The 25,951-nt window shown below is 64.7% G+C and carries 25 protein-coding genes; 12 read left to right on the top strand and 13 right to left on the bottom strand.

The window, feature by feature from the left end:
• The first annotated feature begins 32 nt into the window (after positions 1-32).
• From argC to argH, 5 genes are all read left to right on the top strand, one after another.
• Complete coding sequence (gene argC / locus ACNPAA_RS05320) at positions 33-1,040, top strand: N-acetyl-gamma-glutamyl-phosphate reductase (RefSeq protein WP_042864921.1); 1,008 nt, start codon at positions 33-35, stop codon at positions 1,038-1,040.
• Positions 1,041-1,063: 23 nt separating this feature from the next.
• Positions 1,064-1,843, top strand: coding sequence for an acetylglutamate kinase (gene argB / locus ACNPAA_RS05315; RefSeq protein ID WP_010675689.1), 780 nt, complete (start codon positions 1,064-1,066; stop codon positions 1,841-1,843).
• A gap of 25 nt (positions 1,844-1,868) precedes the next feature.
• Positions 1,869-2,786 (top strand): ornithine carbamoyltransferase, encoded by a 918-nt coding sequence (locus tag ACNPAA_RS05310; RefSeq protein ID WP_010675688.1) that lies wholly within the window; start codon positions 1,869-1,871, stop codon positions 2,784-2,786.
• A gap of 56 nt (positions 2,787-2,842) precedes the next feature.
• Entirely contained in the window at positions 2,843-4,078 is a 1,236-nt protein-coding gene (locus ACNPAA_RS05305; RefSeq protein WP_010675687.1) for an argininosuccinate synthase, read from the top strand.
• Positions 4,079-4,280: 202 nt separating this feature from the next.
• Positions 4,281-5,666 carry an argininosuccinate lyase gene (gene argH, locus ACNPAA_RS05300; protein ID WP_128313695.1) on the top strand — a complete coding sequence of 462 codons (1,386 nt, stop codon included), beginning with the start codon at positions 4,281-4,283 and terminating at the stop codon, positions 5,664-5,666.
• Here argH and ACNPAA_RS05295 read toward each other — a convergent pair.
• Positions 5,663-6,643 (bottom strand): LysR substrate-binding domain-containing protein, encoded by a 981-nt coding sequence (locus ACNPAA_RS05295; protein WP_223954762.1) that lies wholly within the window; start codon positions 6,641-6,643, stop codon positions 5,663-5,665. The genes argH and ACNPAA_RS05295 overlap by 4 nt on opposite strands.
• Positions 6,644-6,739: 96 nt before the next feature.
• Here ACNPAA_RS05295 and ACNPAA_RS05290 point away from each other — a divergent pair, with 96 nt between their 5' ends.
• From ACNPAA_RS05290 to ACNPAA_RS05275, 4 genes are all read left to right on the top strand, one after another.
• Complete coding sequence (locus ACNPAA_RS05290) at positions 6,740-7,066, top strand: carboxymuconolactone decarboxylase family protein (RefSeq protein ID WP_128313077.1); 327 nt, start codon at positions 6,740-6,742, stop codon at positions 7,064-7,066.
• Entirely contained in the window at positions 7,057-7,449 is a 393-nt protein-coding gene (locus tag ACNPAA_RS05285; RefSeq protein ID WP_128313078.1) for a tautomerase family protein, read from the top strand. Before ACNPAA_RS05290 ends, ACNPAA_RS05285 begins: the two co-directional genes overlap by 10 nt.
• Entirely contained in the window at positions 7,446-7,970 is a 525-nt protein-coding gene (locus ACNPAA_RS05280; RefSeq protein WP_049636107.1) for a DUF4865 family protein, read from the top strand. Before ACNPAA_RS05285 ends, ACNPAA_RS05280 begins: the two co-directional genes overlap by 4 nt.
• Positions 7,971-8,203: 233 nt before the next feature.
• Positions 8,204-8,839: an FMN-binding negative transcriptional regulator gene (locus tag ACNPAA_RS05275; RefSeq protein WP_161470294.1), complete on the top strand. Its 636-nt coding sequence runs from the start codon at positions 8,204-8,206 to the stop codon at positions 8,837-8,839.
• 73 nt (positions 8,840-8,912) lie between these two features.
• Here the strand turns inward: ACNPAA_RS05275 and ACNPAA_RS05270 are convergent, their stop codons facing one another.
• The 10 genes from ACNPAA_RS05270 to ACNPAA_RS05225 form a co-directional block, all read right to left on the bottom strand.
• Complete coding sequence (locus ACNPAA_RS05270) at positions 8,913-9,374, bottom strand: hypothetical protein (RefSeq protein WP_045522239.1); 462 nt, start codon at positions 9,372-9,374, stop codon at positions 8,913-8,915.
• 199 nt (positions 9,375-9,573) lie between these two features.
• Positions 9,574-9,786, bottom strand: coding sequence for a hypothetical protein (locus ACNPAA_RS05265; RefSeq protein ID WP_041211694.1), 213 nt, complete (start codon positions 9,784-9,786; stop codon positions 9,574-9,576).
• Between the two features lie 94 nt (positions 9,787-9,880).
• Positions 9,881-10,210 carry a DUF1294 domain-containing protein gene (locus tag ACNPAA_RS05260; RefSeq protein WP_161470293.1) on the bottom strand — a complete coding sequence of 110 codons (330 nt, stop codon included), beginning with the start codon at positions 10,208-10,210 and terminating at the stop codon, positions 9,881-9,883.
• Positions 10,207-10,797, bottom strand: a complete 591-nt coding sequence (locus ACNPAA_RS05255) for a sugar O-acetyltransferase (RefSeq protein ID WP_161470292.1) — start codon at positions 10,795-10,797, stop codon at positions 10,207-10,209. The genes ACNPAA_RS05260 and ACNPAA_RS05255 overlap by 4 nt, the downstream gene beginning before the upstream one ends.
• 89 nt (positions 10,798-10,886) lie before the next feature.
• Positions 10,887-12,146 carry an MgtC/SapB family protein gene (locus ACNPAA_RS05250; protein ID WP_161470291.1) on the bottom strand — a complete coding sequence of 420 codons (1,260 nt, stop codon included), beginning with the start codon at positions 12,144-12,146 and terminating at the stop codon, positions 10,887-10,889.
• Between the two features lie 219 nt (positions 12,147-12,365).
• Positions 12,366-13,202 carry a transporter substrate-binding domain-containing protein gene (locus ACNPAA_RS05245; protein WP_319903059.1) on the bottom strand — a complete coding sequence of 279 codons (837 nt, stop codon included), beginning with the start codon at positions 13,200-13,202 and terminating at the stop codon, positions 12,366-12,368.
• Positions 13,199-13,960 (bottom strand): amino acid ABC transporter ATP-binding protein, encoded by a 762-nt coding sequence (locus ACNPAA_RS05240; RefSeq protein WP_171865334.1) that lies wholly within the window; start codon positions 13,958-13,960, stop codon positions 13,199-13,201. Before ACNPAA_RS05240 ends, ACNPAA_RS05245 begins: the two co-directional genes overlap by 4 nt.
• On the bottom strand, positions 13,957-14,619 hold the full coding sequence (locus ACNPAA_RS05235) for an amino acid ABC transporter permease (protein WP_171865333.1): 663 nt from the start codon (positions 14,617-14,619) through the stop codon (positions 13,957-13,959). Before ACNPAA_RS05235 ends, ACNPAA_RS05240 begins: the two co-directional genes overlap by 4 nt.
• A gap of 192 nt (positions 14,620-14,811) precedes the next feature.
• On the bottom strand, positions 14,812-15,477 hold the full coding sequence (locus ACNPAA_RS05230; protein ID WP_103243727.1) for an amino acid ABC transporter permease: 666 nt from the start codon (positions 15,475-15,477) through the stop codon (positions 14,812-14,814).
• Entirely contained in the window at positions 15,474-16,685 is a 1,212-nt protein-coding gene (locus ACNPAA_RS05225) for a threonine synthase (RefSeq protein ID WP_052815505.1), read from the bottom strand. Before ACNPAA_RS05225 ends, ACNPAA_RS05230 begins: the two co-directional genes overlap by 4 nt.
• 215 nt (positions 16,686-16,900) lie before the next feature.
• Between ACNPAA_RS05225 and ACNPAA_RS05220 the strand changes: the two genes are divergently transcribed.
• The 3 genes from ACNPAA_RS05220 (at position 16,901) to ACNPAA_RS05210 (ending at position 22,282) form a co-directional block, all read left to right on the top strand.
• Positions 16,901-19,048 (top strand): prolyl oligopeptidase family serine peptidase, encoded by a 2,148-nt coding sequence (locus ACNPAA_RS05220; protein WP_417891627.1) that lies wholly within the window; start codon positions 16,901-16,903, stop codon positions 19,046-19,048.
• Between the two features lie 203 nt (positions 19,049-19,251).
• Positions 19,252-21,408, top strand: a complete 2,157-nt coding sequence (locus tag ACNPAA_RS05215) for an AsmA family protein (RefSeq protein WP_417891626.1) — start codon at positions 19,252-19,254, stop codon at positions 21,406-21,408.
• Between the two features lie 139 nt (positions 21,409-21,547).
• A complete protein-coding gene (locus tag ACNPAA_RS05210; protein WP_161470283.1) occupies positions 21,548-22,282 on the top strand; it encodes an SDR family oxidoreductase in 735 nt (244 codons plus the stop codon).
• Positions 22,283-22,338: 56 nt separating this feature from the next.
• Here ACNPAA_RS05210 and glnE read toward each other — a convergent pair whose 3' ends face one another.
• Together glnE and ACNPAA_RS05200 are read right to left on the bottom strand one after the other, a co-directional pair.
• Entirely contained in the window at positions 22,339-25,212 is a 2,874-nt protein-coding gene (glnE, locus tag ACNPAA_RS05205; RefSeq protein WP_417891625.1) for a bifunctional [glutamate--ammonia ligase]-adenylyl-L-tyrosine phosphorylase/[glutamate--ammonia-ligase] adenylyltransferase, read from the bottom strand.
• A 135-nt stretch (positions 25,213-25,347) separates the two neighbouring features.
• Positions 25,348-25,788, bottom strand: a complete 441-nt coding sequence (locus ACNPAA_RS05200; RefSeq protein ID WP_010675667.1) for a GNAT family N-acetyltransferase — start codon at positions 25,786-25,788, stop codon at positions 25,348-25,350.
• Between the last annotated feature and the right edge of the window lie 163 nt (positions 25,789-25,951).

Below are 25,951 nucleotides of genomic sequence, written 5' to 3'. Positions count from 1 at the left end.
GAATTTCGAACCCAGACTTGGAATACTCAAACATGCTTAAGACCGTTATCGTCGGTGCCAGTGGCTACGCGGGGGCCGAACTGGCCGCTCTGGTCCAGAACCATCCACAACTCGAGCTATTCGGCCTCTATGTTTCCGCCGGCAGCCAGGACGCCCACAAGCGCTTCTCTTCCCTGCATCCCCAATGGGTGGGCAAGCTGGATCAGCCGCTGCTGCCCCTGGACGAAGACGGCATGACCCGGATCCTGACCCAGGCCGATCTGGTGGTGCTGGCCACTGCTCACGAGGTGAGTGCGGAACTCGCGCCCAAGTTCCTGGCCAAGGGGTTGCCGGTGTTCGATCTCTCCGGTGCCTTCCGGGTCAACGATCAGCAGTTCTACTCCTCCTTCTACGGCTTCACTCACGAGAATGAGCAGTGGCTGGAGCAGGCCGCTTACGGTCTGGCCGAGTGGAATGCCGATGCCGTCAAGGCCGCCCAGCTGATTGCTGTGCCGGGATGCTACCCGACCGCCTCCCTGTGCGCCCTCAAGCCGCTGCAACAGGCCGGGCTGATTGCTCAGGGGTGGCAGCCCATCATCAATGCGGTTTCCGGCGTCTCCGGGGCCGGTCGCAAGGCCGCCATCAACACCAGTTTCTGCGAAGTGAGCCTCAATCCCTACGGCACCTTCAATCACAGGCACCAGCCGGAGATCAGCCACCACCTTGGCAAGGAGGTGCTGTTCCAGCCCCACCTCGGCAACTATGTGCGGGGCATCCTGGCCACCATCTATGTGCAACTGGCGGAAGGGGTGACGCACACCCAGGTGGATCAGGCCTACCTCAAGGCCTACGAAGGCAAGCCGCTGGTACGCCTCACCGGCCAGATGCCCTCCATCCGCGGCGTGGCGAGCACGCCCTACTGCGACATCGCCTGGCAGCAGCAGGGCAACATGCTGGTGGTGGTTTCTGCCATCGACAACCTGCTCAAGGGGGCCGCCTCGCAAGCCATGCAGTGCATAAATATCAAGTTTGGTTTTGAACCGGCCACCGGCCTGATTTAACGCTTTAAGAAAGGATCGAGAAGATGGACAAGCAGACGCTGGTAATCAAGTTGGGTGGTGCCCTGATCGAGAACGACGAGGCCCTGACCGCCCTGTTCGCCACCCTGAAGACCTTCCTGGATGATCAGCACCGTCCTCTGGTGCTGGTGCACGGTGGTGGCTGCCTGGTGGACGACCTGCTCAAGGGGCTGGGCATGACCTCCACCAAGAAGAACGGCCTGCGGGTGACCCCGTTCGAGCAGATCCCCGTGATTGCCGGTGCCCTGGCCGGGACCGCCAACAAGATGATGATGGCCAAGGCCATCTCCACCGGCATTCCTGCTGTGGGTCTGTGCCTCGCCGACGGCGGTCTGTGCCAGGTGACCCAGCTCGATCCGGATCTCGGTGCGGTCGGTGACTGCAAGCCGGGCAACCCGGCGCTGGTGGCCGGCATCCTGGGGCAGGGCTTCCTGCCGGTGGTGAGCTCCATCGGCATTACCGCCGACGGACAGATGATGAACGTCAATGCGGATCAGGCGGCCACCGCCATTGCCGAGGCGCTGGGCGCCGATCTGGTGATGCTGTCGGATGTGAGCGGCATTCTGGATGGCAAGGGCAAGCTGGTGCCGCAACTGGACAAGCAGAGCGCGCTGGACCTGATGGAGAAGGGGGTTATCACGGACGGCATGGCGGTCAAGGTGAAAGCCGCCCTGCACGCCGCCGAAACCCTGGGCAAGCCGGTCTGTGTCGCCAGCTGGCGCTACCCGGATCAGCTGCTCAAGCTGCTGGCTGGCGGCGCTGTCGGCACCCAGGTCACCCTCTGATCTCCACCGGGAAAAGGACAATCCGATGCAACATCTTCTGAAAGACAGTGATTTAAGCAAGGCCCAGATCGAGGCGCTGCTGGCGCTTGGCAAGGCGGTCAAGGCCGATCCGAAGAAATACAGCCAGGCCCTGGCGGGCAAGAGCGTGGTCACCCTGTTCGAGAAGCCCTCCCTGCGTACCCGGGTCACCTTCGACATCGGCATCGCCAAACTGGGTGGTCACAGCGTCTATCTGGATCAGCAGAACGGGGCGCTCGGCAAGCGGGAGTCGGTGAAGGATTTCGCCAGCAACCTGTCCCGCTGGTGTGACGCCATCGTCGCCCGGGTATTCGATCACCAGACCCTGGTCGAGCTGGCCGAGTTCGGCTCGGTGCCTGTGGTCAACAGCCTGTGCAACCTCTACCACCCCTGCCAGGGGCTGGCGGATTTCATGACCATCAGCGAGCACTACAGCGACCTGTCCAAGGTGAAGCTGGCCTATCTCGGCGATGGCAACAACGTGAGCCACTCCCTGCTGCTGCTGGGGGCGACCCTCGGCACCGACGTGACCCTGGTCTGCCCGAAAGGTCATGGCCCGGATACCCAGATCTTCCTGCAGGCCCAGGCGCTGGCAGCTCAATCTGGCGCGACCATACATATCAGCGATGATGTCGCGGATATCGAAGGCTTTGACGTGGTTTATACCGATACCTGGGTTTCCATGGGTGACAACACACCAATGGAGCAGGTAAAAGATATCTTCATGCCTTATCAGATCAACCAGGCCCTGCTCGATCGGACCGGCATCCAGCACGTGCTGCACTGCCAGCCGGCCCACCGGGAGCTGGAGATCACCTCGGAGGTCATGGACGGCCCAGCCTCCCTCATCATGGATGAGGCAGAAAACCGGATGCATATTCAGAACGCCGTGCTGCTGACCCTGTTCGGACAGGGCCAGAAGTAATCCGGCAACCGACCCGGAATCACCCCTTTTTATCGAATCATCACGGAGAGAAGTAAATGAGCGGAATCAACAAGATCGTACTGGCTTACTCGGGCGGACTGGATACCTCGGCCATCATTCCCTGGCTGAAGGAGCACTATGACGCTGAAATCATCGCCTTCGTCGCCGACGTCGGTCAGGAGCGTGACGATCTGGAAGGGATCGAGCAGAAGGCCATCGCCTCCGGCGCGGTCAAGTGCATCGTCAAGGATCTGCGGGAAGAGTTCGTCAAAGAGTACGTCTACCCGACCCTGAAGACCGGCGCCGTCTATGAAGGCACCTACCTGCTGGGTACCTCCATGGCCCGTCCGGTGATCGCCAAGGCGATGGTCGAGGCTGCCCTGGCGGAAGGGGCTGATGCCATCTCCCACGGTTGCACCGGCAAGGGCAACGACCAGGTGCGGTTCGAAGGGGCGGTAGCTGCTCTGGCGCCCCAGCTGAAAGTGATCGCCCCGTGGCGGTTGTGGGACATGCGCTCCCGGGAAGATCTGCTGGCCTATCTGGAAGCCCGCAACATCCCCTGCAAGGCGACCCTGAAGAAGATCTACAGCCGCGACGCCAACGCCTGGCACATCTCCACCGAGGGTGGCGAGCTGGAGAGCACCTGGAACGAGCCGTCCGAAGCGGTCTGGCAGTGGACAGTCTCTGCAGAGGATGCCCCGAACGAGCCGGAATACGTCAAGCTGACCGTGGCCAAGGGCGAAGTGGTGGCCGTTGACGATCAGCCGCTCAGCCCGCACCAGATCCTGACCACCCTGAACGAGCGTGCCGGCAAGCACGGCGTGGGCCGGATCGACATCACCGAGAACCGGATGGTGGGCATGAAGTCCCGTGGCTGCTACGAGACCCCGGGTGGTACCGTGATGGTTGCCGCACTGCGCGCCGTGGAAGAGCTGGTACTGGACAGACCGACCCGCGCCTGGCGGGAAAAACTCGGCGCCGAGTTCTCCCACCTGGTGTATGACGGTCGCTGGTTCACCCCGCTGTGCAAGGCCATTGTCGCCTCCGCCAACGCCATCGCCGAGGAGCTCGACGGTGAAGTGGTGCTGAAGATGTACAAGGGTCAGGTCACCGCGGTGCAGAAGAAGTCGCCGAACAGCCTCTACTCCGAAGACTTCGCCACCTTCGGTGCCGACGAAGTGTACGACCAGAGCCATGCCGAAGGCTTCATCCGTCTCTACACCCTGGCGAGCCGGATCCGCGCCATGAAAGAGCAGCATCAAGCCATCGGTGGCGACCATACCCACGGCTAAGCAAGCGCTATCACCCGTTGATACGAGGGGGCATGGCCCCCTCTTTTACAGGCAGAGAGGCCCTTTGCCATCCTCATCGGGTGTGACAAGAGCGGCTGCGCCCTGGGCGCTTCTGTGAGATAACAGGCTCGCAGAAAAACAGGGCAAGATTTCAAGTTCGACGGCGCAAGGCGCCGCCGACAACGCATTCAAGGAGAGCAGTATGGCACTTTGGGGTGGACGCTTCAGTCAGGGAGCCGATAGCCGGTTCAAGCAGTTCAACGATTCGCTGCGGTTCGATTACCGGCTGGCGGAGCAGGATATTCAGGGCTCCATGGCCTGGGCCAAAGCGCTGGTCAAGGTGGGCGTGTTGACCGAGGGTGAGCAGGTCAAGTTGCAGCAGGCGATGGAAGTGCTGCTCGCCTCCGTGCAGCAGGATCCCCAGCAGATCCTGAACTCGGACGCCGAAGACATCCACTCCTGGGTCGAGAGCCAGCTCATCGACGCCGTCGGCGCCCTTGGCAAGAAGCTGCACACCGGTCGCTCGCGCAACGATCAGGTCGCCACCGACCTCAAACTCTGGTGCAAGGCACAGGGCGAGCTGCTGCTCGGTTCCATCACCGCCCTGCAACAGGGGCTGGTGGCCTCCGCCCGTGCCAACCAGGCCGCGGTACTGCCGGGTTACACCCACCTGCAGCGTGCCCAGCCGGTCACTTACGCCCACTGGGCCCTGGCCTATGTGGAGATGCTGGAGCGGGACCATTCCCGTCTGCAGGATGCCCTCAAGCGCCTCGACACCAGCCCGCTTGGCTGCGGCGCCCTGGCGGGCACCGCCTATGCCATCGACCGGGAGGCGCTGGCGCTCGACATGGGCTTTAGCGGCGCCACCCGCAACAGCCTGGATTCGGTCTCCGACCGGGATCACGTGGTGGAGCTGATGCACGTGGCGTCCCTCTCCATGACCCACCTGTCGCGGTTTGCCGAAGACCTCATCTTCTACAACACCGGCGAGGCGGGCTTTGTCGAGCTGTCTGACGCCGTCACTTCCGGCTCGTCGCTGATGCCGCAGAAGAAGAACCCGGACGCGCTGGAGCTCATTCGTGGCAAGACCGGCCGGGTGGTCGGTGCCCAGATGGGCATGCTGATGAGCCTCAAGGCGCTGCCGCTGGCCTACAACAAGGACATGCAGGAAGACAAAGAGGGGCTGTTCGACGCCCTCGATACCTGGCACGACTGCCTCGACATGGCGGCGCTGGTGCTCATCGATCTGAAGGTCAATGGCGAGCGCACCATGGCAGCGGCCCAGGGCGGCTACGCCAACGCCACCGAGCTGGCGGACTATCTGGTGGCCAAGGGGATTCCGTTCCGTGAGGCGCACCATATCGTCGGCGAGACCGTGGTCTATGCGATCCAGGTGAAAAAGCCCCTGGAAGAACTCTCCCTCCCCGAGTTCCAGCGCTTCAGCCCCGTGGTGGGGGAGGATGTTTACCCGAACCTGGAGCTGGAAGCGACTCTGGCCAAGCGGGTTGCCAAGGGAGGCGTCGCTCGCGAGCAGATAGAGGCAGCCCTCACCGCCGCCGAGGCCTGGCTGGCCAAACGGGCGGGTTAAGCCAAGCGGCTCGCCATGGGAACAAGAAGGCAGAACGGCAACCCCAGGGTTGCCGTTTTTTTATGGGTACGCCTCGGCGCCGTGGGGCGCGTTGACCAGGCGCTGGCATGATGCACGGCGTCCGTGAGCAGTCGTTGCAACTGGCTCCTGGCCTCGTCGGTTTCATGGCAGGCAGTGAGCAGCACCACCCCCAGGGTGCCCGGTGAGGGCAGCACGCCGCCGAGGGTGGCGAGACTGGCCGGCATGCCGATGGCGGAACGCACCGTGATCCCGAGCCCGGCCTGTACGGCGGCCCAGATCCCACCCAGGCTCTGGCTGGTGAAGGCGATCCGCCAGGGGATCCCGGCATCGTCGAGGGCGCGGATGGCCCGTGCCCGCATCAGGCAGGGGGCATCGAAGAGCACCAGGGGCAGGGGCTCCCCGCGCGCGAGCAAAGGGGCGGGGTCCCACTCGGGGTGGGCAATCCAGGCCAGTTGCACCACCTCGATGAGGGGAAGATCCTCCCGCTCTCCCTGTGGCTGCCAGGCGAGGGCCATGTCGAGGGTGCCCTCCCTGATCCCCTGCACCAGGGCCCCGTTGCGATCGATGCGGGTCGTCATGCGCAGGGCCGGGTGCTGGCGACAGAGGGGTCCCAGCACGGCGGGGAGCAAAGATTCACCGAAGTCCTCCTGCACCCCGAGCCGGATCTCCCCTTGCAGCAATTCCCCTTTGAGGGCGAGCACGGCTTCGTCATTGAGCTCCAGCAGCCGCTTGGCGTAGCCCAGAAGGCGCTCACCGCTGGCCGTCGGCACCAGGTGACGTCCCTGCTTCATGACCAGAACGGTGCCGCACTGCTGTTCGAGTTTTTTCAACTGGGCACTGACCGCCGAGGTGGAGCGGCACAGCCGCTGCGCCGCCAGCGCAAAGCTGCCGCACTCCAGCCCCAGCACGTAGCTGCGCAGGGCATCGAGATCCAGACTGGGGGGAAGGGGTGACATGACTATCCTTATAATCGGGATGATTGGTCTTAAATATTTCGATTTTTTAAATTGTAGCAGTGAGGGAGAGTGGCTTCATCTACCAAGGAGATTGCCATGACACCCGATGTTCCCGATCGCGCCACCCTGGCGCAGCTTGCCCCCCGACTCGCCCGACTGGCGGAAGAGACGCTGTTTGGCGATATCTGGCAGCGCCCCACCCTCTCGGCCCGCGAGCGCAGCCTGATCACCCTGGCCATCCTGGCGTCACTGGGCCGGGTGCAACAACTGCCCTGGCATATTGCATTCGCCCGGCAAAACGGCCTGTCCCGGGATGAGCTGGAAGAGCTGTTCACCCATCTTGCCTTCTACGCCGGTTTGCCCGCCGCAGTGACGGCCGTGGGCTATCTGCCCGCCCGCGAGGAGGTGACCCCATGCCGCTGACCCGCATCACCCTGTGCGAGGGGATGAGCGACGCACACCTGCAACAACTCAGCGCCCTCTACCACCAGACCCTGGTGGAGGTGTTCGAGGTGCCGCCGAAGGATAAATTCCAGATCCTCGAGATCTTGCCTGCCAGTGCGCTCATCTATGACCCCCACTACCAGACCGGCCGCCGGGACCAGGGTTTCATCCTCTTCCAGATCCTGGCGGGCAAGGTGCGCAGCACCGCGACCAGGGAGCGGCTTTATGCACGTCTCGCCGAGCGCCTTGAGGCCGAGCTTGGGATCCATCCCGACAACCTCATGGTGGTGATCCAGCAGAACGATGCCGAGGCGTGGAGTTTCGGCCAGGGCCGGATGTTCAGACAGGAGGTGGCCTCATGATCGCCATGCACTACCGATTCACCCTGCCCGCAGACTACGACATGGCGCTGATCGAGCAGCGGATCGCCAGCAATGGCGCCAGACTGGACGGCTTTCCCGGTCTGTTGTTCAAGGCCTATCTCTACAGCCGTCAGGACGATGGGGCCCTGCCGGGGCAGGAGAACCGCTATGCCCCCTTCTATGTGTGGCACAGCGCCGAGGCGATGCACCGATTCCTGGCAAGCGAGGGATTCGCGGCGCTCACCCGGCATTTCGGCTGGCCCCGCATCGAGACCTGGCATCTGCTGCGGTCGCCGGATCCGGCCTCCCTCGACGGGGCTTGCATGGCCAGGCTGCGGCGCACCAAGGTCGCTTCCCACGACCAGCTGGCCGACCTGCACGGCGAGGCCATGGTGAGCGGCTGGGGTCTCACCCGATGGGAATGGCTGGAGGCGGATTTTCTCCCGTCCCTCTCATCGCCCTTGCCTGCCGGGGGCGAGATCTACCGTATCGGCTATCTGGCGAAGGGGGGAGGGGGGTAAAGCGGAATTATCTTTGTCATTGATGTTGTTTTTCCATTCACTTGGGCTGTGAAGGTGATATTCGCATCGTGAACATAGGGTGTTATATCGCGTTTGTGGATGATGATGTGGAATTGCGGCACCTGCGGCAATGAACTGGCTCAGTGGGCACATTCGGGGTGACGGCCCGCGCCGGGCAGGGCATGATCCCGCTGCAATGCGTATGGACGCGTCAACCGGATCAAGGAGTTCCCATGTACCTGCCACCCCATTTCGCCGTTACCGACCCCGAGGCGCTGCACCAGCTGATGCAGGCGCACCCTCTGGGGGCCCTGATCACCTGTGGTGAAGGGGGGCTGGATGCCAACCATCTGCCGTTCGAGTTCGATGGGGAGCAGGGGGCCCACGGTGTGCTGCGGGCCCATGTGGCCCGCAACAACCCGCTCTGGCAGGAGGTGAAAGACGGCGACGAGGTGCTGGTGATCTTCCGCGCCGCCGAGGGTTATATCTCCCCCAGCTGGTATCCGGGCAAGCAGGTGCATCACCAGCAGGTGCCCACCTGGAACTATGCCGTGGTACACGCCCATGGCCGTATCCGGGTGAGGGACGATGCCCGCTTCGTGCGTCGCTTGCTCGCGACCCTGACCCGTACCCACGAGGCGGGAGAGTCCATTCCCTGGAAGATGGCGGATGCACCGAGAGACTATCTCGAGACCATGGTGCAGGCTGTGGTGGGCATAGAGATCGAGGTTGAGCGGCTGGTCGGCAAGTTCAAGCTGGGTCAGAACAAGGAGACAGCGGATCGCCTGGGTGCGGCCAATACCTTGCAGGATCGCGGGCAGACCGCGCTGGCCGGCGCCATGCTGAACCCGCCCCCTTCACAGCCCTAGCGTGGCATCATGGGATCCGGCCCGACAAAAATGGCAACCTCCAGGTTGCCGTTTTTCATGGTTCCACTCCCGTTCACGCGCTGGCATTGAGCAGTTTGCCGACACCTTCCCCCTTGCCATTGGGCAGGGTTTGCTTGAAGGCGTAGAGCAGCTGATCGAGGTTGAGGTCGCTGTTGCCAAGGGAGCCTTTGAGGGTGTCGAGCTCGCTCTGCAGCGCGTCGAGGCGGGTGCTCTGGGTGCCGTCTGCCAACTGGATGCGGGCGGCATCGATGGCCTGGGGCAGCGACTGGCCCGAGGATTCCTGGCCCAGGGTCTGCATCAGCGCCCCCATGAAGTGGTTGATGGCAGGGCGGTTCTGCTCGCTGTCAGCCTCCTGGATGCCAAGGCGCTGGAACAGGCTCTGCACCGTGGGGGCAAGGTGCTCTTCCTGCACGGCAGGCTCGGTCTGGGCGGGCGGCGTGCCGTCGCCCAGCAGCTTGCTGCCGAGCTTGATGGCAAGGGAGGCGAGGGGAAGCAGGGTGCCGATGGCGATCATGATGTCACTCTCCGTACGACTGATGTCATGACGGAGCAGGGAACGGGCCAGCTTGGCGATCATTCAGCCGAAAAATGGCAGGGGATTGATCCTGCTGTAAATTTCGTTTTGCCAGGCAGAGGGCGAGCGGGTGCGAACGGGGGCGGCGGCAAACCCTTGCAGCCCGGGGGCTGGTTGGTTTGCCACCCGGCTTGCCGGATCAGAGCTCCTTGAACGGGCGGCGTTTCTCCTCCTCGATGACGATGGCCTCCAGATTGGCGATGCGCTCCTGCAACTCCTTGATGATCATGTCCTGCTTGCCAAGACGGTCGGTAATGCGGGCATCCCCCATCTGGTAGCGGGCGCGCTTGGTGAGATAGCTGAACGACACGCTGATAAAGACGATCAGGACGATACCTGTCCACATGGTCATGAATGACTCCTTTCAATATTTGAACGAGAGGATCTGTCTCCCGTGCTGTCGTTGTCTCATACCCGACCTTGGGCGGCAATGCCTGCCTGGTTGTTCAGAGCGGCCAGCTGAGCCAGATCCCGAGCAGCAGCAACTGCCCCCAGACGATGGCCCAGAACCGCAGGCGGTAGCTCCCCTTCTGGGTCTTGTGGCGCAGCCACTGGCGGGCGACCAGGGCGCCAGGCCAGCCGCCGCACAGCTCAAGCAGGTGCAGGCGGGCCTCGGGCACGCGCCAGCCACCACGAATGGCCTGGCGTTTGTCCCAGGCGTAGACGGCCAGGGTCAGCAGGCTCATCAGCAGGATCAGGGCTAGCGGCCACCAGTTGGCATCGTGCGCGCCGAGCCAGCCTGCCCAGGCCAGGGGCAGCAGGGCAAGAGCCATCATGACAGGCACGCCTGATCCCGGGTCTCGCCCGGGTGTAGCGTGCGGATCACCCGTGCCGGATTGCCCACCGCCAAGGAGTCCGCCGGGATGTCCCGGGTCACCACGGCGCCGGCCCCTATGATGGAGCGCGGCCCTATGGTGACGCCTGGGCAGATGATGGCTCCGCCGCCAATCCAGCAGTCATCGCCGATCCGCACCGGTTTGTTGTAGGCGGTCCAGTTGCGTCGCTCCAGATGATCCATGGTGTGGGTGGCGGTGTAGATCTGCACGTTGGGGGCCAGCAGCACATGGTTGCCGATGTGCACCTCGCCCACGTCGAGTATGGTGACGTTGAAGTTGAAGAAGGTCTTCTCGCCGATGTGGATGTTGCGGCCGAATTCGCAGGTGAAGGGGGTGCTGATCCAGCAGGAGTCGGGGCAGTGGGCGAAGAGGTCGCGGCAGATCTGCTGGCGCAGGACGTGATCCCCCGCCGGTGAGGCGTTGAGCCGGCTCAGCAGCGCCTGGCCGCGAATGCGGTCGTTCGCTATCTCCTCGCTCTGGCTGTCCAGGGCGCCCCCAGCCAATACCTTGTCCCAGTCGCTTGCCATGGTCATCTCCTCCTGCTGCAAGAGGGGGCAGTATACGCGACAAGGGGAGGGGGTGTCAGAGTGCCGGGCCCGTCAGGTGATCCCCGTCATCATGTCATCAGGACAAGGGGCAGGATGAGCAGGATGGAGACGAGGTAGGGGAGCAAGACCCGCCGCCCCAGGCTGCGTCCGCCAATCACCAGTGCCAGCACCCCTTTCACCAGGGAGTTGACCAGCCCGGCGAGCAGTATGCCCCTGGCGGCTACCTCCAGGGACAGCTCCTTCTGGGCGAGCTGGGAGAGGGAGAGGGTGATGGCGTCCACGTCCGTGATGCCGGAGACCAGCGACAGCAGATAGACCCCGGAGTTGCCCACCTTGCTTTGCAGCAGGGTGGCCATGAAGCCGATGAGGGCGAGCAGCAGACCGAACTTGATGGCGGTGGCGAGATCCAGCGGGTTGCGGGTTTCGGGCTGTACCGGGCCGTCCGGCATCTCTTCCCGCTGGCGCCAGAACCAGAAGGCAAAGCCGTAGACGATGGCTGCCAGTAGCAGCAGGGGGGCGGCCAGACGCAGCGCCAGCTCTCCGTGGATGATCAGCACCAGTGCCAGCAGCCTGAGCCACATGGTGGCTCCCGCCAGCAGAATGCCGGTGGCCAGCAGCCGCTCCAGCCCTCCCTGCTCCTTGTTGAGGCGGGCAAATTGCAGGGTGAGGGCGGTGGAGGAGGCGAGCCCCGCCAGCATGCTGGTGAGCACCAGCCCGGAGCGGGTGCCGAGCAGGCGCACCGCGAAGTGACCACAGAACGAGATGCCGGCGATCACCACCACCATGAGCCAGATCTTGAAGGGATTGAAGGCATTGAGGGGACCCATCTCGGTATCGGGGAGCACCGGCAGCAGCACCAGGGAGATAAGCAGAAAACGCAGGGTGGCGTGAAACTCCATTTCGCTCAAGAACAGCATCCCCTGCTGGATCTTGCCCTTGAGCCCCATCAGGAGGGCCGCCAGCACGGCGCAGGCCACCGCCTCGCTCGGGCTCTGCAGCACCGACATCAGCCCCAGCAGGTAGGTGAGCACCATGGCTACCGAGCTGGTGAGGCCGAACTCCCCCTGCCAGCGCTGGGCCAGCCAGACCGAGAGGCCGCACCCCGTCACCACGGTCAGCAGACCGAGCAGGGCCAGCCAGGGCCCCAGGGTTGGCAGCAGCAGGGCGCAGACCCCGCCGAGCAGACCGATGAGGCCATAGGTGCGCATCCCGGCGATGCGCTGGTTGTCTCCGAGCTGGCGCACCTGCCAGCCCCGCTCCAGCCCGATGATGAGCCCGATGGCCAGGGACACCAGGGCGCCGTAGACGGGCTCGGCCTCTATCCACATGGGTTTCTCCTCCCGTTGCCGTTTCAGTGAGGATGGCACAGGGCATCCCGGGGCAGGGGGAGCTGGCTCACAGAGCGGGTGTCCCGCCTGCCGGGGTCTTGCAAACAAAAAAAGGCGCCACCTGGAGGGGGCGCCTGGAAAGGTCAAACCTTGCGGTTTGCAGACCAACGGAACCAAAGATCACACACTTCACACTCAGCACTGCTGTGGGGGCAGGGCTCAACCCTGCCACTTGCCTCCTTCCACTATCACGTCGTTGGGATCGGTATCGGCGCTCAGCTTGTCGCGCACATACTGGTCGTAGAGTTTGAGCAGGTACTTCTCTTCCCCCAGCTTGGCGAGACGGTCGTTGACCCAGTCACGCAGCTCGATATTGCCCTTCTTCACCGCCGGCGCGATGGGGTCTTCCGAGCCCAGCTTCTCGGGCAGCACCCGATAGCCCGGGTTCTCCTTGGCCCAGCTGAACAGCACCAGGTTGTCCTGGGCATAGGCATCGCCGCGGCCCTGGGCCAGCGCCTGCAGGGATTCGGTGTTCTTCTCGAACTTGAGCACCTTCCAGTCCGGGTGGTTGCGGGTCAGCCAGATGTCGGCCGTGGTGCCGGTGGTGACGATAAGCCGCTTGCTGGCCAGATCGTCGAGCTTCTTGGCGTCGCTGCCTTCCGGCACCAGCACCTGCACCGCGACCTTGAGGTTCGGGTTGGTGAAGTCCACCACCTGCCGCCGCTCCGGGGTCACCGTCATGTTGGCGAGGATGAGATCCACCTTGTCGCTCTGCAGGAAGGGGATGCGGCTGGCGGGCTCCACCGCCACGAACTCGACCTTGTTTTCGTCCCCCAGCAGATCCTTGGCGAAGTGGCGACCGAGGTCGGTGTCAAAGCCGACGTAGTTGCCCTTCTCGTCCACGTAGCCAAAGGGGGGCTTGTCGGTGAAAACGCCGACGATGAGCTTGTCGCGGGCCTTGATCTTGGCGAGAGAACCGTCTTCTGCCTGGGCGGCGCCGCTGGCGAGGCCCAGGCCGATGAGGGCGCTAAACAGGACCGAGGTAATTATCTTCATGCTGACTCCTTTCGTTTGCTGACAGTTGTATAAGAAAACTTGGCGAGGAACTGGCGGGCACGCTGGCTCCTGGGATTGTCGAAAAATTGATGGGGGGCGGCCTGCTCCAGGATGTGGCCGCCGTCCATGAAGACGATGCGATCCGCCACCGCCTGGGCGAACGCCAGCTCGTGGGTGACGATGAGCAGGGTCATGCCACTGCCGGCGAGATCGCGGATCACCTCCAGCACCTCCTGCACCATCTCGGGATCCAGCGCTGCGGTCACCTCGTCAAACAGCATCACCTGGGGGTTCATGCACAGGGCCCGCACGATGGCGATGCGCTGCTGCTGGCCGCCGGAGAGCTGGCGCGGATAGTCATGGCGCCGCTCCCACAGGCCGATGCGGGTCAGCAGCTGTTCCGCCTGCAGCAGGGCCTCGGCCCGCTCCCGCTTCTGCACTTGCATAGGGCCGAGCAGCACGTTCTCCAGCACCGTCAGGTTGGGAAACAGGTGATAGCTCTGGAACACCATGCCGATGCGCTGGCGCAGCCGCCGCCAGTCGGTGCTGGCATCCAGCCGCTCTCCATCGAAGCGAATGTCGCCCCCCTGAATGGGTTCGAGCCCGTTGAGAGTGCGTAGCAATGTGCTCTTGCCGCAGCCGCTCGGCCCCAGGATGACGATCACTTCCCCTGGGTTCACCGTGAGGCTGACCCCGTCCAGTACCCGGTGTTGGCCGAATTGTTTGCTGACAGCATTGAGCTCAAGCAGAGGTGTCATACCGCGTTACCCCATTGTTGCTCCAGCCGGCGCGAGGCGAGCGAGAGCGGATAGCAGACCAGAAAGAAAAACAGGAACAGCAGACCGTAGATAAGCAGCGAGCCATAGGTGCGCTCGATGATCTGCTGGCCTACCTTGATCACCTCCACCACCCCGATCAGCACCGCCAGGGAGCTGGTCTTGATGATGCGGGTGTAGATGTTGATGGTCGGCGGCGTCAGCCGTTGCAGCGCCTGGGGCAGCAGCACGTGGCGATAGAGCTGCCAGCGGGAGAGCCCGAGCGCCAGCCCGGCCTCCTGCTGGCCGCGGGCGAGGGAGTTGAGGCCGCCGCGCACCACTTCCCCCACCTCGCTGGCGCCCCACAGGGCCAGCACCAGCACGGCGCACCAGAAGGCCGGGATGTCTACGCCAAAGAAGATCGGCAGCCCGAAGAAGAAGAGGTAGAGCCAGACCAGCACGGGCACCACCCGAAACAGCTCCAGATAGACCCGCAGCACTCCCCGAGTCAGCCTTCCCCCTTGCTGGGCCAGCACGCCATAACCGACCCCGCCCAGGGTGGCGAACAGGATGGCGAGCAGGGAGATGGCGAGGGTCTGACCCGCACCCACCGCCAGCAGCGGCAGCGCCTGCGTCAGCTGTTCAGTGACTGGAATGGCCATAGTGATCCCTCCCTTCTTGTGTATGGGTGGCGAGTGAGGGTGGCTGCAGCTGCAGGAAGATAAGTGCCCACATCGGGATCCTTGCCTGCATCAGCGATTCAGTGACCGAACTGACCATATTGATCCCTCCTTTCCTCTGCATGGGTGGCGAGTGACGGCAGCAGCTGGACAATAGGTGTCTGCATCAGTTGTTCAATGACCGAACTGACCATGTTGCAGCCTCCTTTCAACGACGCGCAGGGCGAGGGAGAGCGGCAGAAAGATCAGCACGCACATCAAGGTCAGCACCGCCAGCATCTCGTAGGTCTTGTAGTAGAGGGCGATGTAGTTCTTGGTGGTGTAGAGCAGTTCCGGCACCGCCACCGCCGAAGCCACCGTGGTCTCTTTGAGCAGAAAGATGAAGTTGGCAAACAGCGCCGGCAGGCTGGCGAGCCAGGCCTGGGGTAGCTGGACGTGGCGTAGCAGCTGCCAGCGGGAGAGGCCGATGGCCCGGCCTGCTTCCAGCTGGCTGGGGGGGATTGCCTGAACGCCTGCCCGCAGCGCCTCGGTCAGGTAACCGCCGCCGAGGAAGGTCATGGCGATCACCGCCGTGGCAAAGCCGGAGAGCGAGATGCCGAGCGCCGGCAGCCCGAAGTAGAGAAAGAACAGCTGGATCAAGAGCGGCGTGTTGCGGGCCAGCTCCACATAGGCGCGGATCACCCGGTTCAGCCAGGGCTTGTGCAGGCTCAGCAGCGTCACATTGAGCATCGCCACGGCGAGCGAGGTGAGGATCACGATGGCGCCGAGCTGCAGGGTGACCCAGACCGATTGGCCGAACGCCGGCAGGGTAGTGAGAACAAAGGACCAGTCGAAGCTCATGCCGGGATCCTCCCGTCGCGGCGCAGCCGCTGGGGCACGACCGTGATGGCGTCAGGGTACTTGATGCCGGCGCCGGTGTTGAGCACCACCACCCGCTCGCCCCCCTGTATCCAGCCCGCTTCCCGCAGCTGGCGGGCGGCGGCGAAGGCGGCCGCCCCTTCCGGGCAGACGAAGCTGCCTTCGCGCGCGGCGAGCTGTCGGATCTCGCGCTGGATGGCGCTATCGTCCACCGCGACGGCGCACCCCTCGGTGCGATAGAGGGCGTCCAGCACCAGAAAGTCCCCCAGCGCCTTGGGTACGTTGATGCCAAAGGCCAGGGTCTGGGAGTCGGGCCAGAAGCGCGACTCGCGCTCCCCCTGCTGCCAGGCCTGGACGATGGGGGCGCAGCCGCTCGCCTGCACCGCCACCAGTCGCGGCAGCGGCCCCTTGACCCAGCCCAGCTCCTGCAACTCCCGCAGCGCCTTGTAGATGCCGATGAGACCAACCCCGCCGCCGGTGGGGTAGAGGATGACGTCCGGCAGGGTCCAGCCGAGCTGCTCGGCGATCTCCAGCCCCATGGTCTTCTTGCCCTCGATGCGATAGGGCTCCTTGAGGGTGGAGGCATCGAACAGCCCCTGCTCGGCCACCGCCTCGGCCACCTGGCGACCGGCGTCGCTGATGAGGCCATCCACCAGATAGAGGCGGGCACCGGCCAGCGAGGTCTCCAGTCTTGTGATGGCGGGTGCCGCCTGGGGCATGACTATGGTGCTGCGCAAGCCGGCGCGGGCGCCGTAAAGCGCCCAGGCCGCACCGGCGTTGCCGTTGGTGGGCATGGCGAAGTGGGTGATGCCGAGCTCCCGGGCGCGGGAGACGCCGACCGCGGCGCCGCGGGCCTTGAAAGAACCGGTGGGGATGATGCTCTCATCCTTCATCCAGAGATCCGGAATGCCAATCTGCTTGCCGAAAGCGGGCAGGGGCAGCAGAGGGGTGAAGCCTTCCCCCAGGGTGATCACCTGGGCGGGGTCGCGCACCGGCAGCAGCTCGTGGTAGCGCCACAGGCTGGCGGGGCGGCCCAGCAGAGCGGCCGGGTGCCAGGCCTGTTTCAGGGCCTCGAGGTCGTAGCTGGCCAGCAAGGGGGCTCCGACCGGGCTCAACTGCTGGGGCTGATCGGCATCCACTATCTCGCCGGTCTTGCTGCAACGCAGATGTGATAAGTAGCTGTACGGCATGCTTTATCCTGAATGGCTCACGTTGGCTGGTGTCTTATTCCATCCTGTGACCCAAGGGCCGGATAACAAACAAAATAAAGCGGCAAACTTAAGCGAAAAAACTCATATGGCTCCTCCGTGTCGGCGGGCCACTCTCTGTCACCGGTCGGGGGGTTGGGCCATCCGGCGTGCTTTGTTAACCTGCTCGCTCACTCAAACCGCAGGGAGCCGCCTCGATGCGAGCCATTGTCAGCCTGCTGGCCCTGTCACTGCTCTGTGCGTGCAGCGGCCAGCCAACCAGAGAGGATGCCATGTCAGGGAATACGCGCCTTCACTACCCCGTCACCCGCCAGGGTGAGCAGGTGGATCACTATTTCGGCCAGGCCGTGGCCGACCCCTATCGCTGGCTGGAGGATGACCGCAGCCCCGAGACGGAGGCCTGGGTCAAGGCCCAGAACCGGGTGACTCAGGGTTACCTGGCGCAGATCCCGTATCGCGCCGCCATCAAGGAGAAGCTGGCCGCCTCCTGGAATTACGCCAAGGAGGGGGCGCCGTTTCGCGAGGGGCGCTACCACTACTTCTTCAAGAACGACGGCCTGCAGAACCAGAACGTCCTGTGGCGCCAGCTGGAGGGCAAGCCGGCCGAGGTGTTCCTCGATCCCAATACCCTCAGCCCCGACGGCACCACGGCGCTGGATCAACTGAGCTTCTCCCGCGATGGCCGCATCCTGGCCTACTCCTTGTCGCTGGCGGGCAGCGACTGGCGCGAGATCCACCTGATGGACGTAGAGAGCAAGCAGCCGCTGGAGGCGCCCCTCAAGGACGTGAAGTTCAGCGGCATCAGCTGGCTCGGCCACGAGGGCTTCTTCTACTCGAGCTACGACAAGCCCGACGGCAGCGAGCTGTCGGCCAGGACCGATCAGCACAAGGTCTATTTCCACCGGCTAGGCACGGCGCAGGAGGATGACCGGCTGGTGTTCGGCGCCATCCCGGCCCAGCACCACCGTTACGTGGGGGCGACCGTCACCGAAGATGACCGCTTCCTGCTTATCTCGGCGGCGAACTCCACCTCGGGCAACCGCCTCTATGTGAAGGATCTGAGCCAGGAGAACGCGCCGCTGCTGACGGTGCAGGGGGGTCTGGAGGCGGACGTGAGCCTGGTGGACAACAAGGGCGGCACCCTTTATCTGCTGACCAACCGGGACGCCCCCAACGGCCGGCTGGTGACGGTGGATGCCGCCAACCCGGGTCCGGCCCACTGGCGGGATCTCATCCCCGAGCGTCAGCAGGTGCTGACGGTACACAGCGGCAGCGGCTATCTGTTCGCCGAGTACATGGTGGATGCCACCGCCCGGGTCGAACAGTTCGACTACGAAGGCAAGCGGGTGCGCGAGGTGGCGCTGCCCGGCCTTGGCAGCGTCAGTGGCTTCAACGGCAAGCACGACGACCCCGCCCTCTACTTCGGCTTCGAGCACTATGCCCAGCCGCCGACTCTCTACCGGTTCGAGCCCAAGAGCGGCGCCATCAGCCTCTATCGCGCCTCGGCGGCGCCGTTCAAACCGGAGGATTACGTTTCCGAGCAGCGCTTCTACCAGAGCAAGGATGGCACCCGGGTGCCGCTCATCATCAGCTACCGCAAGGGGCTGAAACTCGATGGCAGCAACCCGACCATCCTCTACGGCTATGGCGGCTTCGACGTGAGCCTGACCCCGAGCTTCAGCGTGTCGGTAGCCAACTGGCTGGATCTGGGGGGCGTCTATGCGGTGGCCAACCTGCGCGGGGGCGGCGAGTACGGCCAGGCCTGGCACCTGGCGGGCACCCAGCAGAACAAGCAGAACGTGTTCGACGATTTCATCGCGGCGGCCGAGTACCTCAAGGCCGAGGGCTACACCCGCACCGATCGGCTGGCGATCCGAGGTGGCTCCAACGGCGGTCTGCTGGTGGGGGCGGTCATGACCCAGCGGCCGGATCTGATGCGGGTCGCCCTGCCGGCGGTGGGGGTGCTCGACATGCTGCGCTACCACACCTTCACCGCCGGGGCGGGCTGGGCCTATGACTACGGCACCAGCGCCGACAGCGAGGCGATGTTCGACTACCTGAAGGGCTACTCGCCCCTGCACAACGTTCGGGCCGGGGTCAGCTACCCCTCGACCCTGGTGACCACGGCGGATCACGACGATCGGGTGGTGCCGGCCCACTCCTTCAAGTTTGCCGCCACCCTGCAAGCCGACAATGCCGGCCCCCATCCCCAGCTCATCCGCATCGAGACCAATGCCGGGCACGGGGCGGGCACGCCGGTGGCCAAGCTTATCGAGCAGAGTGCGGACATCTATGCCTTCACCCTGTACGAGATGGGCTACAGGGATCTGCCGCGTCAGCCTTGATCCGGGCGAGACGGGCGTCAGCCATCCACTATCATCAGGGCCCTGCGGGGCCCTTTTTATTGCCGCGCATTGGAAGAGCTGCGCTGGCAGCACTAGCTGCGACTATCCCTGTCTCGCCGCTGGCCCGTTTTGGCAGACAGGCCCCATCTGTCATCCCCCCGGTGGTATAGTCAGCCACAAGATCCGCATTCAAGGAGTCCATCGTGAAGAAGATCATCTACATCCTGCTGGGGTTGGCGCTGGCGGCCGTGGTGGCCATCGCCGCCCTGGTGTCCCTCATCGATCCCAACCAGTTCAAGCCCCAGCTGGCGGAGCAGGTGCGCAAGAGCACCGGCCGCGAGCTGGTGATACAAGGGGATATCGGCTGGCGTTTCTGGCCAAGCCTCGGCCTCTCCCTCGAGCAGGTGGCGCTGCGCAACCCCGCCGGTTTCGCCGAGCCCGACCTGGTGCGCTTCACGCGCGGGGAGGCCTCGGTGGGCCTGCTGCCGCTGCTCTCCCACCGGCTTGAGATCGGCAAGGTGACCCTGAGCGGCGCCCATCTCTTTATCCAGACCAAGGCTGACGGCAGCTCCAACCTGAGTGACCTGCTCAAGGCCTCCGCCGACCCCAAGGAGGAGGCGGCCTCCGAGCCTGCCGCAACGACGCCCCCAGCCGCCAGTGACAAGCAGCCCTGGCAGATCAGCCTGCAAGGCATCGCGCTGGTGGATGCCAGCGCCCTGGTGCGGGACGATCGCAACGGTACCGTCTCCCGGCTCGACCGGCTGGATCTCGATCTGGGGCAGTTGACCCCGGGGGAGTGGGTACCGGTGACTCTGGCCGCCAAGGGGGCCCAGGGTGAGCTGGCGTTTGATCTCAAGGGGTCGGCCCAGCTTAAGCTGGCGTCCGATGCCAGCCGCAGCGAGCTGAAAGATGTCGCACTGGCGGGGAGCCTGAGCGAACCGACCCAGCGGCTGGATGCCTTCTCCCTCAAGGCCGATCGGCTGGCACTGGGGCAGTGGAGCAGCCTCACCCTCAGTCTGCAAGGGGCACAGGGGGCAGCGAACAAGCCGACCCTGGCCGGTACGCTGGAGGGGACCCTCAAGGCGCGGCTCGATGAAAACCGGCAACTGCTGGAGATATCGGATGGCGTGCTGGCCGCCAAGCTCAGCGGTGATTCTCTGCCGCGCCCGCAGATGCAGGTGAAGCTCGCCGGCTTTGCCCGCGCCGAGCTGGACAAGCAGGCCGTCGCCCTCAGCAACCTGGTGATGGGGGTGGATGATGCTCTGCTCAGCGGCAGCGGCGCCGTTCGTCTGGGGGCCGTACCCAAAGTGGACTTTGACCTCAAGGGGGACAAGCTCGATCTCGACGCCTGGCTCGGTCAATCGGCCAAGGCCGCGCCCGCTGCCGCCACGTCAGGGGCGGCTGCACCGGCCGGAGCAAAGGAGCAGGCTGCGGCGCCCGCCAACAGGGCGCTCTCCACGGTAGAGCCTGATCTGACCGCCCTCAAGGCGGTGGACCTGGCTGGCCGCCTGCAACTGGGCAGCCTGCGCCTCAAGGGGCTGGATCTGAGCGCCGTCGATCTGCAACTGGCCCTGGCCGGTGGTCAGCTCACCCTCAAGCAGTTCAGCGCCGGGGTGGCCGGCGGCCAGGTGACCGCGAGCGGTCTGCTCGATGCCCGTCAGCAGCCGGCCCGCTATCAGATCAGCAAGCGGGTGCAGGGAGTCGAAGTGCGGCCGCTGCTGCAGACCCTGGCCCAGACCGACCTGCTGGAAGGCAAGGGGGATCTGGAGGTCGAGGCGCAGGGCTCAGGACTCTCCGAGCAGGCGCTGCGCAGCCGGATGCAGGGCAAGGTGAACCTCAAGTTGAGCGATGGCGCCCTGCACGGCATCAACCTGGCGGAGATGATCCGCGAGGCGCGGGCCACCCTGACCGGCAAGGGGGCGGATCAGGTGAAGGAGGTGCGCAAGACCGACTTCAGCGCCCTCACCGCCAGCTTCCAGATTGCCAACGGGGTTGCCAGGAGCGATGACATCCAGCTGTTTGCCCCCGCCCTGCGGGTGAAGGGGCAGGGCCAGACCACCCTGGTGCCGGAGACCCTCGACTTCCTGTTCCTCACCTCCGTGGTGGAGAGCAGCAAGGGGCAGGGGGGCAAGACGGTGGATGAGCTCAAGGACATCACCATACCGGTGCGCATCGGCGGCCACTGGCAGGCGCCGAGCTACAAGCTCGACGTGAAGGCTCTGCTCAGCAACAACAAGGTGCTGGAGGAGAAGGCCCGCAAGGAGGCCGAGCGCGGTCTCAAGAAGCTGCTGGGCGACAAGGCCGACAACGAAGGGGTGAAGGGGGTGGCGGACCAGCTGCTCAAGGGCCTGTTCAAATAGCCAACCTCCCGGTGTTGTCATCAAGAGCCCGCCCCGTGCGGGCTCTTTGCTGTGCTGCCGGGCGTTACGGGACGAGGTGTGGTCGCCAACATGAGGTACTATGCGAAGCAGTCATCGAAACCGGGAACCAGGAGGGTTCATGAACAAACGGGTGCTGATCACCGGCGGTGGCAGAGGTATCGGGGCCGCGACAGCCCGCTATCTGGCGGCTCAGGGTTACCATCTCTGTCTCAACTATCGTCAGGACAGGGCGTCCGCCGAGGCGGTGGTGGCCGAGATCCTGGCCACCCATCCGGTCGAGTGCATCGCGGTGCAGGCCGATGTCAGCGTGGAGGCCGAGGTGGTGCGCTTGTTCGAGGAGATGGACGCGCGGCTCGGCCCCGTCACTCATCTGGTGAACAACGCCGGCAGGTTGCAGCCCCAGATGCGGGTGCTGGAGATGAGCGCCGAGCGCATCAACCAGACCCTGACCACCAATGTCACCAGCTGCTTTCTCTGCTGCCGCGAGGCGGTGCGCCGCATGACGGCAGGGGGCGCCATCGTCAACGTCTCTTCGGCCGCTGCCCGGCTGGGCTCCCCCGGGGAGTACGTGGATTATGCCGCCGCCAAGGGGGCCGTCGACGTGCTGACCAGAGGCTTGTCGCTGGAGCTGGCGGCTCAGGGGATCCGGGTCAACGGGGTGCGTCCGGGTTTCATCTACACCGACATGCATGCCGACGGCGGCGAGCCCGGCCGGGTGGACAGGATCAAGGGCAATATTCCCCTGCAACGGGGCGGTCAGCCGGCCGAAGTGGCCACCGCCATCGCCTGGCTGCTGTCGGACGAGGCCTCCTATGCCACCGGCACCTTTATCGATGTGGCGGGCGGACGCTAGGTCATCTTCAACAAGCCTTTCGTAAACGAGAAGGGGCGCCATGGCGCCCCTTCTGCTTATTCTCCCAGCAGCTGTTGCCAGACCGCCAGCACATGGCCCCGCTCTCGCGGCAACTGATCGTCCCCCACCTTGCGGGAGATCTCCGAGAGATTGAGGCGATGGCCGAGGTTGCGGATCTCCAGATAGGCCTGCTTGAGCCCCTCCGCCTGCTCCAGTGTGAGCACTCCCGCCATCACGCACTCATCGAAGATGCGCACATTGTCTGACCAGCGGGTGAGGGCGTCCGGCTCACCGCAGGCATGGGCCAGCACCAGGTACTGGGCGATGAACTCGATGTCCACCATGCCACCGGGGGACTGCTTGAGATCGAACTCTCCCTCTCCCGCCTTGAGCAGGTGATCCCGCATCTTCTGGCGCATCTCCCGCACTTCACGGGCCAGGGTGGGCAGATCCCGCTCCTTGGCCAGCACGTCGCGGCGGATGCGGGCAAATTCGGCGACCACGGCATCATCGCCATAGATGGGACGGGCTCGCACCAGGGCCTGATGCTCCCAGGTCCAGGCTTCCTGCTGCTGGTACTGCTCATAGGCCGACAGCGATGAGACCAGCAGGCCTGAGTCGCCGGAGGGGCGCAGCCGCATGTCGATCTCGTAGAGGATGCCGGACGGAGTGCGGGTGCTGAACAGATGCAGGATCCGCTGGGCCAGGCGCAGGTAGAACTGGCGGCTGTCGATGGGCTTGCGGCCATCGGTGTAACTGTTGGGGTCGCCGCCGTGCAGGAACACCAGATCGAGATCCGAGCCGTAGCCGAGTTCGATGCCCCCCAGCTTGCCGTAGGCCACCACCGCAAAGCCGCGCTGGCCGCTCACCGCCACCTCGGGCGGTACCCCGTAGCGTTCGCTCATCTGGGCCCAGGCCTGATTGACCACCTCCTCGGTGATCGCCTCCGCCAGCCAGGTGAGGTGGTCGCTCACCTTCATCAGCGGCAGGGCACCGGCGATGTCGGCGGCGACGATGCGCAGCAGCTGCACCTGCTTGAACTGGCGCAGCGCCTCCATCTGCTGTTCCACGTCCTCTTCGGGGATGCGCAGCAGGAACTGGCGCAGCTGGGGCTTGTACTGATCCAGCGGGGTGGGGTGGTAGAGGTGTTGGGGATCCAGCAGCTCGTCCAGCAGGATGGGGTAGCGGGCCAGCTGCTCGCTCACCAGGTTGCTCTCGTCACACAGGCGTACCAGCTGGCGCAGGGCGGCGGGGTTTTCCGCCAGCAGTTGCAGATAGGCGCTGCGAGTGAAGATGCGAGTCAGCAGGGTGCAGACCCGCTCGAACAGGCGGGCAGGCTCGCGGCTCGCCACCACCAGGCGCAGCAGCTCCGGCATCAGCCAGTCCAGGGCGATGCGCCCCTGGGGCCCTACCTGACGGCGTTTGTACTCCTCCTTGAAACGCAGCAGGGCGGCGCAGAGGGGGGCGGGCTCCACCACTCCCTGCGTGGTCAGCAGTTTTTCCAGCTCGGCGGCATCAAGCTCGGTGCGCCAGAGATCGAGCCAGAGCTGTTCCAGGTGGGCGGGGGCCTCCTTCTCTTCCCCCACCACGGCGACGAACTCCTGATGGACGGCGGCCATCTCCTCATCGAGGTGGGCCATGAAGGCGTCCCAGTCGGTAAAGCCAAGGGTGGCGATGAGCCGCTGGCGATCCCGATCCTCGGTGGGCAGAGTCTGGGTCTGCTGATCGCCGATCTCCTGCAAGATGTTTTCCACCCGGCGCAGGAAGCGATAGGCGGTGAGCAGGCGTTCGCACTGGCTCCCCTCCAGGGCACCCCCCTGGGCGATGGCGGCCAGCGCCTCGGGCAGGTGGCGTACCCGCAGGGCGGGCTCGCGCCCGCCACGGATGAGTTGCAGCGCCTGGGCGATGAACTCCACCTCGCGAATGCCCCCGGCCCCCAGCTTGATGTTGCCCTCCAGTCCCTTGCGGCGCACCTCGGCGGCGATCATCGCCTTCATCTGGCGCAGGCCGTCGATGACGCCGAAGTCGATGTAGCGGCGGAACACGAAGGGGCGCAGCAGTTCGGTCAGGGCCATGGCGTGTTCACACTGGGGGCCCAGCACTCGCGCCTTGACCATGGCGTAGCGCTCCCAGTTGCGGCCGTGATGCTGGTAGTAGTCTTCCATGGCGGCGAAGGAGATGGCGAGCGGCCCCGCATCGCCAAAGGGGCGCAGCCGCATGTCGACCCGGAACACCTGACCATCCTGGGTGGGCTGGTGGAGGGCGTTGATGAGACGCTGCCCCAGCTTGATGAAGAACTGCTGGTTGGCGAGCTCCCGCCGACCGCCAACGGTGTAGCCGTTCTCGGGGAAGGTGAAGATAAGGTCGATGTCCGAGGAGAAGTTGAGCTCGCCGCCGCCGAGCTTGCCCATGCCGAGGATGAGCAGCGGCTGGGGGTTGCCATCGCCGTCCATGGGGGTGCCCAGCTCGCTGCACTGTTTGGCGTAGAGCCAGTCGCGGGCACCACTGATGAGGGCATCCGCCAGCTTGGTGAGATGGATGAAGCTCTCTTCGACCTCTGACTCCCCGAGCAGCTCGCGCCAGGCGATCACCAGCATGCGGCTGCGGCGGAACTGGCGCAGGATGCGCTTGAGCGCCTCCTCGTCCGCGACCTCGGCGAGCAGGGCTGCGAGCTCAGGTTCATAGGCGGGCCAGCGCTCGGCCCGGGTCAGTGCGTCCGATGCCAGGGTCTCGGCCAGCAGCCCCGGCTGCTTGATAAGGGAGTCTGCGACAAAGTCGGAGAGGCCGAGCAGGGTCAGCAGGTTCTGGCGGGTGGACTCGGGCAGTGCGTCATACTGGGGCGCCAGGGCGAGCAGCCGCTGCCAGTGGCGCAGGGCCTGCTCCTGCAACAAGGGAGAGAAGGCGGAGAAAGAGGGAGAGTGCTGGGCCACGGTTGCCATCCTTGTGGTTGACGAGTCTGCAGGGAGAGTGAAATGCCGGCTGCCAATCTAGCACTCCCGGGCGCTGGCGTCACAGCGCCGCTGCCCGGAAGGTGATCCGGCGACGGATCTGGCGATCGGCCGGGCTCAGGGACGCCGGTAGATCTCGGGGTCGTAGATTTCCATCAGGCTGCCGGGGCTTCTCGGCGGCACAAAACCGAAACCGGCGTAGAGGCCGTGGGCATCGGAGGTGGCGAGGGAGAGACGGCGCAGCCCTTGCAGCTCCGGGTGGGCGAGGATGGCTGCCACCAGGGCCTTGCTGTGACCGCGCCCGCGATGTTCGGGCAGCACGAAGACGTCGGCGAGATAACCGAAGGTTGCCTTGTCGGTGATGACCCGGGCGAAGGCGACCTGCTGGCCGTCGAGATAGGCTCCGAAGCACAGGGAGTGGTTGATGGCCCGCTGCAGGGTAGCGAGGGGAATGCCGAGGCACCAGTAGGCCTCTTCACTGAGGAAACGGTGAATGAGCGGGACGTCGAGGCGCCCCTTGTCGTCGCTTATCTCAAGCGCACGTTCTGTGGTCTGCATCCTGGCTCCTTGCCGTGATGAAAAAAGAAAGGCCCCTAAGGGTAATGCCGATCAGTTAAGGATCCATTGACCGATCCTCAGGCTGTGTAAGAATCCGAAACTCCTTGTTGGGTTTCGGATTTTTTTATGCGTATCGACCAAGCTCTCGACTTCATTCACGCCT

Source organism: Aeromonas sp. PS2Canimalfood6 (genome assembly GCF_048276795.1).
GTDB classification, from domain to species: domain Bacteria; phylum Pseudomonadota; class Gammaproteobacteria; order Enterobacterales; family Aeromonadaceae; genus Aeromonas; species Aeromonas caviae.
The sequence above is the reverse complement of the archived record's forward strand: the minus strand, read 5'-3'. Positions and strand labels throughout refer to the sequence as shown.

Coding starts and splice junctions, on each gene's coding strand:
- argC (WP_042864921.1), top strand. CDS start 33: ATGCTTAAGACCGTTATCGTCGGTGCCAGTGGCTACGCGGGGGCCGAA.
- argB (WP_010675689.1), top strand. CDS start 1,064: ATGGACAAGCAGACGCTGGTAATCAAGTTGGGTGGTGCCCTGATCGAG.
- ACNPAA_RS05310 (WP_010675688.1), top strand. CDS start 1,869: ATGCAACATCTTCTGAAAGACAGTGATTTAAGCAAGGCCCAGATCGAG.
- ACNPAA_RS05305 (WP_010675687.1), top strand. CDS start 2,843: ATGAGCGGAATCAACAAGATCGTACTGGCTTACTCGGGCGGACTGGAT.
- argH (WP_128313695.1), top strand. CDS start 4,281: ATGGCACTTTGGGGTGGACGCTTCAGTCAGGGAGCCGATAGCCGGTTC.
- ACNPAA_RS05295 (WP_223954762.1), bottom strand. CDS start 6,643: ATGTCACCCCTTCCCCCCAGTCTGGATCTCGATGCCCTGCGCAGCTAC.
- ACNPAA_RS05290 (WP_128313077.1), top strand. CDS start 6,740: ATGACACCCGATGTTCCCGATCGCGCCACCCTGGCGCAGCTTGCCCCC.
- ACNPAA_RS05285 (WP_128313078.1), top strand. CDS start 7,057: ATGCCGCTGACCCGCATCACCCTGTGCGAGGGGATGAGCGACGCACAC.
- ACNPAA_RS05280 (WP_049636107.1), top strand. CDS start 7,446: ATGATCGCCATGCACTACCGATTCACCCTGCCCGCAGACTACGACATG.
- ACNPAA_RS05275 (WP_161470294.1), top strand. CDS start 8,204: ATGTACCTGCCACCCCATTTCGCCGTTACCGACCCCGAGGCGCTGCAC.
- ACNPAA_RS05270 (WP_045522239.1), bottom strand. CDS start 9,374: ATGATCGCCATCGGCACCCTGCTTCCCCTCGCCTCCCTTGCCATCAAG.
- ACNPAA_RS05265 (WP_041211694.1), bottom strand. CDS start 9,786: ATGACCATGTGGACAGGTATCGTCCTGATCGTCTTTATCAGCGTGTCG.
- ACNPAA_RS05260 (WP_161470293.1), bottom strand. CDS start 10,210: ATGATGGCTCTTGCCCTGCTGCCCCTGGCCTGGGCAGGCTGGCTCGGC.
- ACNPAA_RS05255 (WP_161470292.1), bottom strand. CDS start 10,797: ATGGCAAGCGACTGGGACAAGGTATTGGCTGGGGGCGCCCTGGACAGC.
- ACNPAA_RS05250 (WP_161470291.1), bottom strand. CDS start 12,146: ATGTGGATAGAGGCCGAGCCCGTCTACGGCGCCCTGGTGTCCCTGGCC.
- ACNPAA_RS05245 (WP_319903059.1), bottom strand. CDS start 13,202: ATGAAGATAATTACCTCGGTCCTGTTTAGCGCCCTCATCGGCCTGGGC.
- ACNPAA_RS05240 (WP_171865334.1), bottom strand. CDS start 13,960: ATGACACCTCTGCTTGAGCTCAATGCTGTCAGCAAACAATTCGGCCAA.
- ACNPAA_RS05235 (WP_171865333.1), bottom strand. CDS start 14,619: ATGGCCATTCCAGTCACTGAACAGCTGACGCAGGCGCTGCCGCTGCTG.
- ACNPAA_RS05230 (WP_103243727.1), bottom strand. CDS start 15,477: ATGAGCTTCGACTGGTCCTTTGTTCTCACTACCCTGCCGGCGTTCGGC.
- ACNPAA_RS05225 (WP_052815505.1), bottom strand. CDS start 16,685: ATGCCGTACAGCTACTTATCACATCTGCGTTGCAGCAAGACCGGCGAG.
- ACNPAA_RS05220 (WP_417891627.1), top strand. CDS start 16,901: ATGCGAGCCATTGTCAGCCTGCTGGCCCTGTCACTGCTCTGTGCGTGC.
- ACNPAA_RS05210 (WP_161470283.1), top strand. CDS start 21,548: ATGAACAAACGGGTGCTGATCACCGGCGGTGGCAGAGGTATCGGGGCC.
- ACNPAA_RS05200 (WP_010675667.1), bottom strand. CDS start 25,788: ATGCAGACCACAGAACGTGCGCTTGAGATAAGCGACGACAAGGGGCGC.